General features: G+C 73.9%; 16 protein-coding genes. 5 read left to right on the plus strand and 11 right to left on the minus strand.

What is annotated here, in order from left to right:
- Nucleotides 1–39: 39 nt before the first annotated feature.
- Entirely contained in the window at nt 40–690 is a 651-nt protein-coding gene (locus tag V5O46_RS10265) for an HD domain-containing protein (RefSeq protein WP_332884199.1), read from the minus strand.
- A gap of 375 nt (nt 691–1,065) precedes the next feature.
- Here V5O46_RS10265 and V5O46_RS10270 point away from each other — a divergent pair, with 375 nt between their 5' ends.
- Both V5O46_RS10270 and V5O46_RS10275 read left to right on the plus strand, forming a co-directional pair.
- The gene (locus V5O46_RS10270; protein ID WP_332884491.1) at nt 1,066–1,605 is read left to right on the plus strand and encodes an SRPBCC family protein; all 540 of its coding nucleotides are present in this window, start codon (nt 1,066–1,068) and stop codon (nt 1,603–1,605) included.
- Nucleotides 1,606–1,747: 142 nt separating this feature from the next.
- Nucleotides 1,748–2,614: an alpha/beta fold hydrolase gene (locus tag V5O46_RS10275; protein WP_332884200.1), complete on the plus strand. Its 867-nt coding sequence runs from the start codon at nt 1,748–1,750 to the stop codon at nt 2,612–2,614.
- On the opposite strand, the gene V5O46_RS10280 is transcribed toward V5O46_RS10275, so the two are convergent.
- Nucleotides 2,566–3,444 carry an alpha/beta fold hydrolase gene (locus V5O46_RS10280; RefSeq protein ID WP_332884201.1) on the minus strand — a complete coding sequence of 293 codons (879 nt, stop codon included), beginning with the start codon at nt 3,442–3,444 and terminating at the stop codon, nt 2,566–2,568. The genes V5O46_RS10275 and V5O46_RS10280 overlap by 49 nt on opposite strands.
- A 326-nt stretch (nt 3,445–3,770) precedes the next feature.
- Here V5O46_RS10280 and V5O46_RS10285 point away from each other — a divergent pair, with 326 nt between their 5' ends.
- A complete protein-coding gene (locus V5O46_RS10285) occupies nt 3,771–4,532 on the plus strand; it encodes a GntR family transcriptional regulator (protein WP_332884202.1) in 762 nt (253 codons plus the stop codon).
- 207 nt (nt 4,533–4,739) lie between these two features.
- Here the strand turns inward: V5O46_RS10285 and V5O46_RS10290 are convergent, their stop codons facing one another.
- From V5O46_RS10290 to V5O46_RS10300, 3 genes are all read right to left on the minus strand, one after another.
- Nucleotides 4,740–5,894 carry an ROK family transcriptional regulator gene (locus tag V5O46_RS10290; RefSeq protein ID WP_332884203.1) on the minus strand — a complete coding sequence of 385 codons (1,155 nt, stop codon included), beginning with the start codon at nt 5,892–5,894 and terminating at the stop codon, nt 4,740–4,742.
- Between the two features lie 85 nt (nt 5,895–5,979).
- Nucleotides 5,980–6,642, minus strand: coding sequence for a response regulator transcription factor (locus V5O46_RS10295; RefSeq protein ID WP_332884204.1), 663 nt, complete (start codon nt 6,640–6,642; stop codon nt 5,980–5,982).
- A gap of 26 nt (nt 6,643–6,668) precedes the next feature.
- Nucleotides 6,669–7,823, minus strand: a complete 1,155-nt coding sequence (locus V5O46_RS10300; RefSeq protein WP_332884205.1) for a sensor histidine kinase — start codon at nt 7,821–7,823, stop codon at nt 6,669–6,671.
- 108 nt (nt 7,824–7,931) lie between these two features.
- On the opposite strand from V5O46_RS10300, the gene V5O46_RS10305 reads away from it, so the two are divergent.
- Both V5O46_RS10305 and V5O46_RS10310 read left to right on the plus strand, forming a co-directional pair.
- Nucleotides 7,932–8,852 (plus strand): ABC transporter ATP-binding protein, encoded by a 921-nt coding sequence (locus tag V5O46_RS10305; protein ID WP_332884206.1) that lies wholly within the window; start codon nt 7,932–7,934, stop codon nt 8,850–8,852.
- Nucleotides 8,853–8,854: 2 nt separating this feature from the next.
- Nucleotides 8,855–9,580, plus strand: coding sequence for an ABC transporter permease (locus V5O46_RS10310; RefSeq protein WP_332884207.1), 726 nt, complete (start codon nt 8,855–8,857; stop codon nt 9,578–9,580).
- A gap of 33 nt (nt 9,581–9,613) precedes the next feature.
- Here the strand turns inward: V5O46_RS10310 and mug are convergent, their stop codons facing one another.
- The 6 genes from mug to V5O46_RS10340 all read right to left on the minus strand — a co-directional run bounded on the left by mug (nt 9,614) and on the right by V5O46_RS10340 (nt 15,269).
- Nucleotides 9,614–10,159, minus strand: a complete 546-nt coding sequence (mug, locus tag V5O46_RS10315) for a G/U mismatch-specific DNA glycosylase (protein WP_332884208.1) — start codon at nt 10,157–10,159, stop codon at nt 9,614–9,616.
- A gap of 19 nt (nt 10,160–10,178) precedes the next feature.
- Entirely contained in the window at nt 10,179–11,621 is a 1,443-nt protein-coding gene (purB, locus tag V5O46_RS10320) for an adenylosuccinate lyase (RefSeq protein WP_332884209.1), read from the minus strand.
- 113 nt (nt 11,622–11,734) lie between these two features.
- A complete protein-coding gene (locus tag V5O46_RS10325; RefSeq protein ID WP_332884210.1) occupies nt 11,735–11,950 on the minus strand; it encodes a hypothetical protein in 216 nt (71 codons plus the stop codon).
- Between the two features lie 99 nt (nt 11,951–12,049).
- Nucleotides 12,050–12,823, minus strand: coding sequence for an SGNH/GDSL hydrolase family protein (locus tag V5O46_RS10330; RefSeq protein WP_332884211.1), 774 nt, complete (start codon nt 12,821–12,823; stop codon nt 12,050–12,052).
- Between the two features lie 89 nt (nt 12,824–12,912).
- A complete protein-coding gene (locus V5O46_RS10335) occupies nt 12,913–13,926 on the minus strand; it encodes a hemolysin family protein (protein WP_332884212.1) in 1,014 nt (337 codons plus the stop codon).
- The gene (locus tag V5O46_RS10340; RefSeq protein ID WP_332884213.1) at nt 13,923–15,269 is read right to left on the minus strand and encodes a hemolysin family protein; all 1,347 of its coding nucleotides are present in this window, start codon (nt 15,267–15,269) and stop codon (nt 13,923–13,925) included. The genes V5O46_RS10335 and V5O46_RS10340 overlap by 4 nt, the downstream gene beginning before the upstream one ends.
- Between the last annotated feature and the right edge of the window lie 16 nt (nt 15,270–15,285).

Genomic DNA, 15,285 nt, shown 5'->3' on the forward strand with positions numbered 1-15,285 from the left:
TCCTTTCGCGACGGGGAGAGCGGACTGCCGGGCCGGCGGTCACCGGGCGGCGGCCGACGGCGCCGGCAGCACCCGGCGCAGCCCGCAGGCGGCCACCCGGGCGGAGAAGGAGAGGGCGAACCAGTCGGTGGGTGCGGCGGCCGTCAGCAACCGCCGTTCACCGGGGATCCGGCGGTTCCCGCGCCCCGTGACGTCCAGCCAGGCGCCGAAGTGCAGCAGCCGCGTCTCGGGCCCGGCGTCCCGCGCGGGGAACGGCCGCATGTGCTCACGCACCGCGCGCGTGAGAGCGCGGCGCCGACGGTCGTCCACCCGTTGCCCGGCCAGGAACCGGTCGAGCAACTCGGCGGACCGGCGGGGAAATCCGCCCGGTCCGAGCGGCGCGCGTCCCACCAGTCCGGTGTCGTGGAACGCTGCGGCGGCGAGCAGCCCGACCCGGTCGTACCCGGTGCCACGGGCCCGTGCGAAGGCGTCGGCCAGCAGGAATGTCCGCAGCGAGTGCAGCGCGATCCGCCGCGGCACCCGCCGGTCCAGTTCCGTCAGGGCGGCTCCCGCCAGGGGGTGGCCGAGCAGCTCCGCCAGCGGTGGCCGGCCGAGCAGCGGCCACCACGCCTCGGGCAGCGCACCGGGGCGCACCGGACCGGCGCGGGTCTCCCCGCCCCCGAAGCCCGGTCCGTCGGACTCTGCGGCCATGACCAACCCCCTTGCCGGTGCGCCGTCTTGGTTACGCACGTCTCACCTCTCCTTACGCTCCGGGGTCGGCCTCCCCCCTCGCTCCGTCGGACCCCGGCCCCCGACGGAGTGGCCGGTCTGCACCACCCTGGCGTCGAACGTGTTTGCGCATCACGTGCCGAGACCGCGGTGACCGGGAGTCGACGTCCCGTGCTGCCGGTGCGCGGAAGCCGGCACAGATGGCGAAAACCTGTCACCTCTCAAGTGCCCGTCCAGATAAGCGCGTTGGTGCGACTGCGGCGGCGCACGGTGCGCGACGCACGCTCCGGGCGTGCGCAGCGGCACCCCCTTCGTGGGAATTCCGGGCGGGCGCCGCCGGGCAGGCTGCATCCCGTGATCGCCGTGCTCAACATCCACGAACGCACTCTCGCCGCCGCTCCACGGGACGTCGGCGCCCTCATCGACTCGCTGGGCGGCGCGGACGACCGGCTCTGGCCGCCCGGCTGGCCGCCCATGCGCTTCCAGGGCCCGCTCGCCGTCGGCGTTCCGGGCCGCCACGGTCCCGTGCGGTACGTGGTCACCCACTATGTGCCCGGCCACGCGGTGCGGTTCCGCTTCACCGGCCCGCGCGGCTTCGAGGGCTTCCACGAACTCGCCGTCGAGCCACTGGGGGAGCGGCGGGCCGTGCTCCGTCACACGCTGGTGCTCCGCCCGCGCGGGGTGCGGTGGCCGGCCTGGCCGCTGTTCTTCCGCCCCCTGCACGACGCGGTCTTCCGGCAGCTCCTGGACCGCGCCGAGCACGCGCTGACCGGCCGGGTGGCCCGTCCGGCCGGACACGGCGCGTATGTGCGCCTGCTGCGTGCCCTGACCGTCCGGCTGGCGCCCGGTCTGGCGGGGGAGTGGGCTCCCGCTCCGTATACGGACCCGAAGGAATGAGCCCTAATCATGCGATGGAGGGAATTCATTCCCTCTATCGAGGGATCGTTACGGGAATCTCTGGACGCGAGACTGAGTGGTCCGGGAAGTCCGCCGGATTTCCCGCAGGCCGGGTTTCCGGCCGGAAAGGAGGAGTCACGTCGTGAGCCTGAACCCGCGTATCCCCGGGATCAACACGGACGACATCACCACGGACATCACCGAGGCGCCGCACCGGCTGGGCGCCGTCGCCGAGGCGGTCGGCGCCCAGGTCGTCGCCGCGGTCGACGTGGACGGAGGAGAGGACGACTGGGACCTGCCGCTGACCGAGGAGCACCCCCGCCCGGTCGTGCTCGTCCACGGCACCTTCGGCAACCGCGGCTACACCTGGACCTCGGCGACACCCCTGCTGCGGCAGCACGGCCACCGGGTCTTCCGGCCGGACTACGGCCGGCACCTCAACCCCGTGATCTTCGGTCTCGGGGACATCAAGGAGTCCGCGCGGCAGCTCGCCGAGTTCGTCGACGAGGTGCTGCGGCGCACCGGCGCGGAGAAGGCGGACCTCGTCGGTTTCTCGCAGGGCGGCATGATGCCGCGCTACTACCTCAACGCCCTGGGCGGCGGGTCCAAGGTGCACAACTTCGTCGGCATCGCGCCCAGCAACCACGGCATCACCGCCCAGGGCCTGATGAACCTCGCCCGTCAGATCCCCGGCGCGGTGGAGCTGGTCGAGCAGGGCGCCGTGGCCACGGTCGTCCCGGCGTGGCCCCAGCTCCAGCACGACCACCCCTTCCAGCGTGAGCTCGCCGACCTGGGCGAGACCACCGAGGGCGTCCGGCACACCGTCATCGCCACACGCTACGACGACGTGGTGACCCCGTACACCTCGTGCGCCCTGGCGGAGACGGAGGGCCGCTACGTCCGGAACATCGTCCTGCAGGACATCGACCCCGAGGACCACACCCCGCACGTGAGCATGCCCTACAACGCCACGGTGCTGGCTGAGGTGCTCAAGGCGCTGTCCTCCTGATCCCGGCTGCCGTCCAGCAAGACCCGGGCGACCAGCGCCGGGTCGTCGTTCATCGGCACATGGCCGCAGCCGGGCAGCTTGACCAGCCGGGCACGGGGGACGGCGTGCTTCGCGCGCACCCCCTGCCGGGGTATGAGCAACCGGTCCCGGCTGCCCCACGCCACGGTCACCGGTATGCCCGGGACGTCGTCGGTGAAGCGCACCTCGCGGCCCGAGCGGAGGGTCTCGGCGAAGCGCTCGGCGCGGGCCAGCGCGAGCGTCTCGGCGACCACGGCCTCGGGTGAACGGCGGCCGGGGCGGGCATAGATGGTGCTGGTCAGGACCGCGCGCCCGGCCGTGGTGCGGGCCATTCGCTCGACCAGCGGCAGCGGCAGCCGCCGGGCGGTGGCCCGCATGCCGGTCAGTACGCCGAAGGCGTAGCGCCGCTCGGGCTCGGACCAGAAGCCCGCCGGGGACAGGGCGGTGACGGACCGTGCGTGGCCCTCGCGGCCGAGCTCCAGGGCCAGCAGCCCGCCGAGCGAGTTGCCGGCCACGTGCGGCCGGTCCAGTCCCAGGGCTTCGCAGAACCCGGCGAGCACGGTGCTCATCGTCGGCAGGTCGTGCGGCAGGTCCTCCGGCAGCGCGGGGGAGACGCCGAACCCCGGCAGGTCGAGGGCGATCACCTCGCGCTCGGTGGCGAGGATGTCCACCACCGGGTCCCAGGCCTGCCGGTGATGCCCGATGCCGTGCATCAGCAGCAGCGGTGCGCCGCGGCCGGTGCGCGCATAGGCGAGGGTCAGGCTCCGCGGGCCCGACGCGGTGGTGACCTGGAAGGTGACGGTGGTGGACATGCAGCTCCTCTGGGACGCGTGACGGAGGTGTGCGTAGACAGGGTGTCAGCAAAAGCTACCGACGGGTAGACCTTTGGTCATGGTTTCGTGACGGTGCACGGAAGCCCCCGGCCCGCGACGGGTGATTTGCCGTCGCGTCACCCCTGCCGCCCTGTGCGAACGCCACGTGAACGCTGTGCCGCACCGGGGCCGGACCGCGTCCGGCCGATCGAGGATTGGTCTTGACCAAGGGTGTGGGCCGTCTTATCGTCGCTGAGAAGTGCAACAACCTTTAATAAACAAGGGCGCGAAAACGCCGCCGGATCACGGCGATTGCGGAGGACAGGGTGGGGACCACGCAGCTGGAATCGGTGCCGGAGCCGAAGTACTGGCATCTGAAGACCGTGCTCAGCGAGGCGCTGGACGCGGAGTTCTCGGTGGGCGAGATCCTGCCCAACGAGCGTGACCTCGCCGCGCGCTTCGGCGTCGCCAGGGCCACGCTCCGCCAGGCCCTGGAGCAGCTCGAACTCGAGGGGCGGCTGCAGCGCCGCCGCGGTGTCGGCACCACCGTCGCCCCGCCGCGCATGGGCGTGGCCGTCGGTGCCCACGGGCAGGCCTGGCCGGGCGAGGCCGACGACACCTGGCAGCCCCTCGACTGCATGCCGGCCGCCCCGCCCGCGGCCGTCGCCGGGCAGCTGGGCACCGGGCGCGAGGAGCCCGTCCACACCGTGCGCCGCTCCCGGATGTCGCACGGCCAGCCGGTGGCGGCGGAGCTGCTCTACGTTCCCGCGGCCTCGGTACCCGACCTCTCCGCGATCGACGTGCCGTCCGGCGCGGCCCGTGCGCGTGCGGTCCTGCGCGAGCTGCAGCGGCTTCCGCTGCAGCGCCAGGAGAACGCCGTGGAACTCGGCTCCGCCCGCGCCGACGACGCAAAGGAACTGGACCGGCTGCCCGGAGCGCCCGTCCTCGTCGTCACCACCCGCTACCTCGCCGCCGACCGCACCGCGGCGCTGTCCGTCGCGACCTACCGGGCGGACACCTGCCGGCTGACCTTCGGCGACTCGGGCGACGTGGAGATCCACCACGACCCGGAGAACCAGGCCTCCTGACCCGCAGGCCGCGGGGGAGCCGGCTGCGGCCGGGAGACGCCCCGGCGGGGCGCGGTGCCGGACCGGCATGGGGCCGCGCCGCGCCGGGTGGACCAGTCACGACGGCCCCGCACCAGCGGACCGACGACAGGTCACGGCACTCCGGCTGCTGCGGAACCTCCGGATACCGGGGCCCTTCCCGATACCGAGGGGCTTCCTGCGCAGCGCTCAGCGGCGCGCCGTGGCGCCCTCCACCGCGAACAGCTGCTCCTCCACATGGTCGAGGGCCAGCCGCAGCGCGCCCGTCGCCACCGCCGCCTCGCCGAGCAGCGACAGCGTCACCTTCGGCGGCCGCAGACAGTAGCGGGCCAGCTCACCGCGCAGCGGCTCCAGGACCCCGTCCAGACCGGCCGCCCAGCCGCCGATGACGACCAGTTCGGGATCGAGGGCCAGCACCAGCGCCGCCACGTCGTGCACCAGCCGCTGGATGAAGCGGTCCACGGCCGCGCGGGCCCCCTGGTCGCCGTCGCGGGCCTGGGCGAACACCTTGGCGACCGCCTGCTCGTCCAGCGGGTGCAGGGGCTCGTCGGTGGTCGACAGCAGAGTCTCCGGTGTCGCCCCCCGGCCCAGCAGATGCAGGGCACCGATCTCGCCGGCCGCCCCGCCGAACCCCCGGTGCAGCCGCCCGCCGATCAGCGCACCGGCCCCGGGGCTCAGTCCGGCCAGCACGAACACCACGTCGTCGGACCCGGTGGCGGCCCCCTTCCAGTGCTCGGCGACCGCCGCCGCGTTGGCGTCGTTCTCCACCAGCACCGGGCACTTGAAGGAACGGCCCAGCCGCTCGCCCAGCCGCAGCCCCGTCCAGCCGGGCAGCGCGGTGCCCAGCCGGACCGTGCCGTCCGCGTCCACGATCCCCGGGACGGCCGCGCCGACGGCCCGCAGCGAGCCGCGGGCGACACCGGCCCGGCGCAGCAGTTCGGCGACCGCGGTGCGCAGCCGCTCCAGGCGCTCGTCGGCCGGCGCGGTCTCGTCGACGTCCTTGGCCTGCGCGCCGACCACCCGCCCGTGCAGATCGGACAGGAGCGCGGCGACCCGGTGCGGCCCGATCTCCAGGCCCAGCAGATGCCCCGCCTCCGCGCGGAACCGGAACCGCCGTGCGGGCCGCCCCTGCCGCCGGGCCGCCCCCTCCTCGGCCGCCTTCTCCACCACCAGACCGGCCTCGACCAGCTGCTCCACGACGCCCTCGACGGTCGGCCGGGACAGCCCCGTGACCCGGGTGATCTCGGTCAGCGTCGCGCAGTCCGTGGATCGCAGCGCATGCAGCACCACCGCGGAGTTGATCCTCCGCAGCAGCGAGGGATCCCCGCCCGTCAGCCGCCCCACTGTCGGTCCTCCCAGCTCGTGCGCGTGTTGGCCGGATCGTACTCGCCGCCCGCCCGCCCGGCGAGCGCCGGTCCGCACCACCCGCTCAGCCCGGTGCCACGAACCCAGACTCGTACGCCGCGATCACCGCCTGAGTCCGGTCCCGCGCCCCAAGTTTCGCCAGGACGGCGCTGACATGCGACTTCACCGTCTCCGTGCCCACGACCAGCCGGGCGGCGATCTCCGCGTTCGACATCCCCCGCGCCATCAGCCGGAGCACCTCGCCCTCCCGCTCGGTCAGCCGCGCCCGCTCCAGCGCCGCCCGCGCCGCGCGGTTGCCGCCACCGTCCCCGTACTCCGCGGCCAGTTGCCGCACCGACGCCGGGAACAGCAGCGACTCGCCCTCGGACACCAGCCGCACCGCGTGCACGATCTCCGCCGGCCGGGCCCGCTTCAGCAGAAACCCGTCGGCACCCGCGCGCAGCGCCTCGTACACGTACTCGTCGTTCTCGAACGTCGTCACGACGAGGATCTTCGGAGGCCCCGGCACCGTCCGCAGCAGGGTGCGGGTGGCCTCGATGCCGTCCAGCAGCGGCATACGCACATCCATCGCCACCACGTCGGGCCGCATCTGCCGCACCAGTGGTACGACCGCCGCCCCGTCGGCCGCCTCCCCGACGACCTCGATGTCCGGCTGGGCCTCCAACACGGCCCGCAGACCCGCGCGTACCAGGGGCTCGTCGTCGACGAGAAGGACGGTGACCGGCATCCGGCCAGCCTAGAGCCTGTCCCTGATCAGCCCGACGGCAGCATCACACGCACCCGCCAGTCCCCGTCGTCGCACCCCGTCCGGGCGTGCCCGCCGAGCAGCGCGGCCCGCTCGCGTATGCCGCGCAGACCGGTGCCGCGGCCCGCGGCGGGTGCGGCCCCCGGGAGCGGATTGCGTATCTCCAGGGTCAGGACGCCGTCCGCCACGTCGATGCGGACGCGCACCGGGACGGCGCCCGCGTGCCGCAGCACGTTGGTCAGCGACTCCTGCAGAATGCGGTAACCCTCCCGGGACACCGGCCCGGGCACGCTGTCCAGCGCTCCGGTGACCTCGGTGTCGACCTTCGCGCCCGAGGACCGGGCGGACTCCAGCAGCCGGTCGGCGTCCGCCAGCGTCGGCCGGCTGCCCATCGGCCGCTCCGCCTCGCGCAGCACGCCGAGCACCCGCTCCAGGTCCTCCAGCGCGGACCGGCCGGTCTCCTCGATCGCGGTCAGCGCCCGGTCGGTGAACTCGGGGCTGTTCGCCGCGCGGGCGGCCCCGGCCTGGACGACGGCCACCGTCAGCGCGTGACCGATGGAGTCGTGCAACTCGCGGGCGATGCGGTTGCGTTCCAGCAACTGCTCGGTGCGTTCCTCGAGGGCCTCGAGGCGCTCGGCGGCGGAAGGGCCGAGGAACGCCCGGGCCGCCGCCGTCACCAGGAGACCGAGGCCCACCACGGCGCCGTACAGAGCGAGGAGGGGGAGCGGGGCGAGCAGCCCGTACCCCCAGTGGGGCTCCACTCCGGACGGGATCGGCCCACCGCCGCCGGGGTGGCCCAGTGCCAGCCGCACCAGCTGGACGGTGACCACCGGCAGCCATACGCAGGCGTACGCGGTGGCCCCACCGAGCAGCAGCCGCACCTGCAGCCACCCCACCGTGCGCAGCCGGTCCCGCAGGCCCGCCGACGGGGCCACCGAGTACGCCGGATCGTCCTCGCCGGGTGTGAGCAGCAGCCGCGCCTGCACGCCCTCGCCGGTACGCACCGCCGGGAGCAGCCCCATGGCGACCAGGACCACCGCGGGCACCCACAGTCTGGTGTCGTCGACGAGCGCCCACACGCTCACGAACAGCATCGGCACCCACAGATGCAGCAGCCGTGTGTATGTCGTCCCCCGGACCAGCGGGCGCAGCAAGCGGACCATGACGCCATCGTGCCAGCGGCCACCGACAGCGGGCCTCCCCCGCACAGGGGAGACGATCTCCACCGGCGGGGGAGGCCCCGCCCCGGTACGCCCCGGCACGCTGCTGCCATGACCAGCATCGACGTCCACGCCCTCACCAAGGAGTACGGCCACCGACGCGCCGTCGACGACCTCACCTTCACCGTGCAACCCGGCCGCGTCACCGGCTTCCTCGGACCCAACGGCGCCGGCAAGTCCACCACCATGCGGCTGGTGCTCGGCCTGGACCGGCCGACCTCCGGGACCGCCACCGTCGGCGGACGCGTCTACTCCGCCCTGCAGGAGCCGCTGCGGCACGTCGGCGCGCTGCTCGACGCGCAGGCCGCCCACGGGTCGCGCACGGCCCGCGATCATCTGCGCGCCCTGGCGGCCGGCAACCGCATCCCGCAGCGCCGCGTGGACGAGGTCCTCGAGGAGACCGGCATCGCGGCCGTGGCCCGCCGCCGGGTGCAGACGTACTCCCTCGGCATGCGCCAGCGGCTCGGTATCGCCGCCGCCCTGCTCGGCGACCCGGAGGTGGTCATGCTGGACGAACCGTCCAACGGGCTCGACCCGCAAGGCATCATCTGGATCCGGGAGCTGCTCCGCCGGCTCGCCGCCGAGGGGCGCACCGTCCTGGTCTCCAGCCATCTGATGTCCGAGACCGCGTCCTTCGCCGACCACCTCGTCGTCCTCGGCAGGGGACGGCTGCTCGCCGACACCCCGCTGCCGGACTTCATCCATGCGCACGTGCGGGCGCGCGTCCGAATCCGGACCACCGACGACGCCGCCCTCAAGGGCGCCCTCGCCCGGCACGGCCACCACGCCGTGGAGCACGAGGACGGGCACTGGACCGTGTACGACGCGCGCGTGGACGACATCGGGCGCCTCGCCGCCACCGCAGGGGTACCGCTCCTCGAACTGGCCGCGGAGGAGGGCACGCTGGAGCAGGCCTACCTCGGCCTGACGGCGGCCGAGACCGAGTTCACCGCACCGCCGCAGGAGGCCTGACCATGTCCTTCACACCCGTTCTCCGCGCCGAGTGGATCAGGATCCGGACCCTGCGGTCGCTGTGCGGTGCGCTGCTGGCGCTGTTCGCCGTCACCACCGGGTTCTCGGCGCTCGCCGGGCTCTCCGACACCTCGGACCCGGAGTTCGACCCGCTGTTCACCGCCCTGTCGGGCGTCGTGCCCGGGCAGATCGCCGCGGTCACCTTCGGCGCCATGGCCGTGTCCTGCGAGTACCACGGGGGCGCGATCCGGGTCTCGCTGGCCGCGGTGCCGCAGCGCGCGCGGTGGTTCGCGGCGAAGCTCACGGTCGTCGCCGCGGCCACCCTCGCGGTGGGGCTGGTCACGGCCGCGGTCGCGCTGTGGGCGGCCCGCGCGGGCCTGGGCTCCGCTGCGGGCGGGCTCACCGCCGGGGAACAGACGCGCGCCGTGGTGGGCTGCGGGATCTACTTCATGCTGATGGCCGTGCTCGCAGCCGGCCTCACCGCGCTGTTCCGCAGCGGGGTGGCCACCCTCTCCCTGCTGATCCCGTTGCTGCTCGTGGTCCCGTTCGTGATCGGGGACATCGCCGGAAGCGCGACCGGCTTCCTGCCGGACCGGGCGGGGCAGGCGGTGCTGCACCGGTCCCACGACGGGCCGCCGGGTCCCTGGTCGGGGCCGGCGGTGACCGCGCTGTGGGCCACGGCCGCCGTGCTAGCCGGCGCCCGGCGGCTGCACCGCCAGGATGCCTGAACGGCGGGTGTCCGACCCCGGGCACCCGCCCGCCTACCCCTCCGCCGCGGCCCGCAGCCGGGCGAACTCCTCCGCCATCGTCCGCACGGTCCAATGGGCGTTCAGCCCACTGGGGTTGGGCAGTACCCACACGTGCGCGTCCGCGATCCGCCGCTGCTGCGGGCCCACCTGCGCCCTGCGCTCGCCGAACGCCGCCCGGTAGGCGGTCACCCCCACCACGGCCAGCCAACGGGGCCGCAGCCGCGCCACCTTCAGCGCCAGCAGCCGGCCGCCCTCCCGGTACTCCTCGGCGGACAGCTCGTCCGCCCGCGCGGTCGCCCGGGCCACGACATTGGTGATGCCGAGCCCGTGGGACAACAGCTCCCGCTGCTCGTCCGGCCTCAGCAGCCGTGGGGTGAAGCCGGACCGGTGGAGCACCGGCCAGAAGCGGTTGCCGGGGCGGGCGAAGTGGTGCCCCGTCACAGCCGTCGTCAGCCCGGGGTTGATGCCGCAGAAGAGCACGCGGAGCCCGTCCGCGGCCACGTCGGGTACCAGACGGTCGCGGGCGGCCTCCAGCTCCGCCGGGGTGAAGCGCGCCATGGGGAGGGGCGGCCGGGTGTCAGAGGATCGCGCCGGGCGTGTAGCCCGCGGCCCGGGGGTACTGCTTGACGATCTCCTCGATGCGCCCGGTGACGGCGGCCACCTGGTCGGCGGCGGCACCGGTGAAGGAGAGCTTGTCCGCCATCAGCTCGGCCAGCTGCGCACGGTCCAGCGGGATCCGCTCGTCCGCGGCGAGCCGGTCCAGCAGCTCGTTGCGCTCGGCACCCTGCTCGCGCATGGCCAGCGCGCACGCCACCGCGTTCTCCTTGATCGCCTCGTGGGCGACCTCGCGTCCCACGCCCGCGCGCACCGCGCCCATCAGCACCTTGGTGGTGGCGAGGAAGGGGAGGTAGCGGTCCAGCTCACGGGCCACGACGGCCGGGAAGGCGCCGAACTCGTCGAGGACGGTCAGGAACGTCTCCAGCAGACCGTCCAGCGCGAAGAACGCGTCCGGCAGCGCCACCCGGCGCACCACCGAGCACGACACGTCGCCCTCGTTCCACTGGTCGCCCGCCAGCTCACCCGTCATCGAGGCGTAGCCGCGCAGGATCACCATCAGGCCGTTCACGCGCTCGCAGGAGCGGGTGTTCATCTTGTGCGGCATCGCCGAGGAGCCGACCTGGCCGGGCTTGAAGCCCTCGGTCACCAGCTCGTGCCCGGCCATCAGCCGGACCGTCCTCGCCAGCGAGGACGGCGCCGCCGCGAGCTGCACCAGCGCGGTCACCACCTCGTAGTCCAGGGAGCGCGGGTAGACCTGGCCGACCGACGTGAAGGCCTGGGAGAAGCCCAGGTGGGCGGCGATCCGGCGCTCCAGCTCGGCGAGCCGGCCCGCGTCGCCGCCGAGCAGGTCCAGCATGTCCTGGGCGGTGCCGACCGGGCCCTTGACACCGCGCAGCGGGTAGCGGCCGAGCAGCTCCTCCAGCCGGCCGTGGGCGACCAGCAGCTCGTCGGCGGCGGTGGCGAATCGCTTGCCCAGGGTCGTGGCCTGTGCGGCCACGTTGTGCGAGCGTCCGGCCATCACCAGCTCGCCGTACTCCCCGGCCAGCCGGCCCAGCCGGGCCAGGACGGCCACCGTGCGGTCGCGCATCAGCTCCAGCGAGAGCCGGATCTGCAGCTGCTCGACGTTCTCGGTCAGGTCACGGGAGGTCATGCCCTTGTGCACGTGCTCGTGCCCGGCGAGCTCGTTGAACTCCTCGATCCGCGCCTTCACGTCGTGCCGCGTGACCCTCTCACGCTCGGCGATCGAGGCCAGGTCGACCTGGTCGAGCACACCCTCGTAGGCGGCGATCGCCGCGGCGGGCACCTCGATGCCGAGGTCCTGCTGGGCCCGCAGCACGGCGAGCCAGAGCTGCCGCTCCAGCCTCACCTTCTGCTCGGGGGACCAGAGCGTGGCGAGCTCGGCGGAGGCGTACCGTCCGGCGAGGACGTTCGGGATGCGGGGCTTGGCGGGAGCGGAAGTCACGTGCACGGAGTCTACCCGGCGTCCGCGCCCGCCCCGGAAGGTGCACACGAGCCGGGGAGCGCCGCCGGGACGCCCCCCGACCTGCGGCGACAGCATGCGTCACCGGGGCGGCCTCACCGGCCGAGGACGCCCGTGGGGAGCAGCGACCGCGGGGAGGCGACCGGATGGCCGACCTCGAGCGACCCGAGGAGGCCCTGCAGGAACGGTGCCCCGGGAACGCCCCGGGCCGGGCCCGGGTCCGGTACGGCGGCCGGAGCGGCCTGGGCCGCGGGGGCGGACGCCAGCGCAGCGGCGGCGAGGACGGAGACACAGGCGAGCTTCTTGATCATGCACGGCTCAACGACGGCGGCCACCGGCGGGAAACGCCGGGAAACGCCGGGAAACGCCCCCGTCACCCGTTCGCCCCCGGCGGCACTTCTCGCGGCCTGTCAGCCCTCGTACGGCAGCAGCTCCGGCCGCTTCGCGGGCAGCCCGTCGCCGGACGAGCGGCCGGTCAGCCGCCGGCCGATCCACGGCAGCAGATGCCGCTGCGCGAACCGCAGATCCGCGGCCCGCCGCACGGCCCACCCGGGCGGCAGCGCCGCCGGCAGGGGGGTGCGCCACCGGGGGTCCTCCGCCTCGTAGCCGAGCGCCTGCCACACCGCCTCCGCCACCCGGCGGTGGCCCTCGGCGGTCAGGTGCAGCCGGTCCACGTCCCACAGCCGCGGGTCGCCCAGCGACGGCGCGCCGTACAGGTCGACCACCACGGCGCCGTGCCGCTCCGCGAGCTCGTCGATGCAGGCGAACAGCGCCTCCATGCGCGGCCGGAACCGCTCCAGCACCGGGCCCCGGCGGCCGGGGCTGCGCATCAGCACCAGCTGTTCGCAGCCGGGGGCGAGCCGCTCCACGGCCTCGGTCAGCAGCCCCCGTACCCGCCCCATGTCGCACTTGGGCCGCAGCGTGTCGTTGAGCCCGCCGACCAGAGTGATCACATCCGCACCCATGGCCGCCGCCGTGTCGACCTGCTCGTCGACGATCTGTCCGATCAGCTTTCCGCGCACCGCGAGGTTGGCGTACCGGAATCCGGGGGTACGGGCGGCCATCCGGCCGGCGAGGAGGTCGGCCCAGCCCCGGTAGGAGCCGTCGGGCAGCCGGTCGGACATGCCCTCGGTGAACGAGTCGCCGACCGCGACCAGGCTGGTGTGGGTGGGGTTCGTCTGCATGGCGACAGAAATGGTAGCGCCTGCACATACCCCCCGGTCTGTCGCCCTCCGGCGCACCGCGGAGGCCCACCTCTGCCCGCGCCGGTGCCTCAGGTGCGCTGCCCGAACAGCTCCTGCAGCACGTCCTCCATCGTCACCAGGCCCGCCAGCCGCCCGTCCGTGCCGAGCACGGCCGCCAGATGCGTACGGCTGCCGCGCATCGCCGTCAGCACGTCGTCCAGCGGAGTGCCCTCCCGCACCCTGGCGATGGGCCGCATGTCGCGCAGCCGGAACGCCACATCGCGCGGCGAGGCGTCCAGGGCGTCCTTGACGTGCAGATAGCCGACGATCCGCCGTCCGTCGTCCACCACCGGGAAGCGGGAGAACCCGGACTCCGCCGACAGCCGCTCCAGCTGCTCCGGCGTGATGCCCACGCGCGCGTGCACGACGCGCTCCAGCGGCAGCACCACGTCCCGCACCGGGCGCCGACCCAGTTCCAGCGCGTCGTGCAGCCGCTCCTGGGCCCGGTCGTCGATGAGGCCCGCCTCGCTCGCGTCCTTCACGATCTCGGCCAGCTGCCGGTCCGTGAACGTCGCCGCGACCTCGTCCCTGGTCTCCACCCGCAGCAGCCTGAGCAGGCCGTTGGCGAAGGCGTTGATGGTGAAGATGACCGGCCGCAGCGCGCGCGCCAGCGCCACCAGCGGCGGGCCGAGCAGCAGCGCGCTGCGCACCGGCTCCGCCACCGCGATGTTCTTCGGAACCATCTCGCCCAGCAGCATGTGCAGATACGTGGCGAGCGACAGCGCGATCACGAACGACACCACGTGTCCCGCACCGGACGGCACCCCCAGCGCATGGAAGACCGGCTCCAACAGGTGGGCGATCGCCGGTTCCGCGACGATGCCCAGCACCAGGGTGGTCAGGGTGATGCCGAGCTGGGCCGCCGCCATCAGGGCGGACACGTGCTTCAGCCCCCACAGCACGCTCCCGGCCCGCCGGTCGCCCTCCTCGGCGTACGGCTCCACCTGGCTGCGCCGCACCGAGATCAGCGCGAACTCGGCGCCCACGAAGAACGCGTTCAGGACCAGCATCGCCAGACCGGTCAGCAGCTGTACGGCGATCATCGCCCCCTCCCCTCCTCCCCGGCACCGCGCCGTTCGTCGTCGAGCGGCGCGTGCAGCAGCACCCGGGCGGCCCGGCGGCCCGTCGCGTCCACCACGTCCAGCCGCCAGCCCGCCACCTCCACGGTGTCGCCGACCTCCGGAATCCGCCCCAGCCCGGTGGCGACCAGACCGGCGAGCGTCTCGTACGGCCCCTGAGGCACCCGCAGTCCCAACCGGGCGAGCCGGTCCACCCGTGCCGCACCGTCGGCCCAGTACAGGGCGTGGCCCTGCTCGTCCGTGCCGGCCGGGTCCAGCTCGGGTGTCTCGTGCGGGTCGTGCTCGTCCCGTACCTCGCCGACGACCTCCTCGACGATGTCCTCCAGCGTCGCCACGCCGGCCATCCCGCCGTACTCGTCGATCACGACCGCCATCGTGCGCCGTCCGGAGAGCCGGTCGAGGAGCCGGTCCACGGTGAGCGACTCCGGTACCAGCAGCGGCTCGCGCAGCAGCTCGGAGACCAGGACCCGGGGCCTGCGTTCGGCCGGCACGGCCAGCACGTCCTTGATGTGCGCGGTGCCCACCACCACGTCCAGGCTCTCCCGGTAGACGGGGAACCGGGACAGCCCGGTCGCCCGGGTCGCGTTCGCCACGTCCTCGCAGGTCGCCCGGTCCTCCAGGGCGATGACCTGCACCCTCGGCGTCATCACGTTCTCCGCGGTCAGGTCGGCGAGGTTGAGCGTCCGGACGAAGAGTTCGGCGGTGTCCGCCTCCAGCGCGCCCTCCTTGGCGGAGTGCCGGGCCAGCGCCGCCAGCTCCTGGGGCCCTCGCGCGGACGCCAGCTCCTCGGCGGGTTCCACGCCGAACCTGCGCACGATGCGGTTGGCGGTGTTGTTCAGATGGGTGATGAAGGGGCGGAAGACGGCACTGAACCAACGCATGGGGGTGCCCACCCGCCGGGCCACGGCAAGCGGCGAGGAGATCGCCCAGTTCTTCGGCACGAGCTCGCCGACCACCATCAGGACCACCGTGGACATGGCCGTGCCCAGTACCAGCGCCAGCGACGAGGCCGCCGATCCGGACACCCCCAGGTCGCGCAGCGGGCCCGCGATCAGCCGGGCGATCGAGGGCTCGGCGAGCATGCCGACGACCAGATTGGTCACGGTGATGCCCAGCTGTGCCCCGGACAGCTCGAACGTCAGGTTCCGTACCGCCTTCAGGGCACCGGCCGCGCCCCGGTCGCCGCGCGCCGCGGCCCGCTCCAGTTCGCCGCGCTCCACCGTGGTCAGGGAGAACTCCGCCGCGACGAAGGCACCGCAGGTCAGCGACAGCAGGATCGCCACCAGCAGCAGGAGCACTTCGGTCATGGCGTCACCTCCGTCC

This window comes from Streptomyces poriticola (genome assembly GCF_036689765.1).
In the GTDB taxonomy this organism is placed as follows: Bacteria; Actinomycetota; Actinomycetes; order Streptomycetales; family Streptomycetaceae; genus Streptomyces; species Streptomyces poriticola.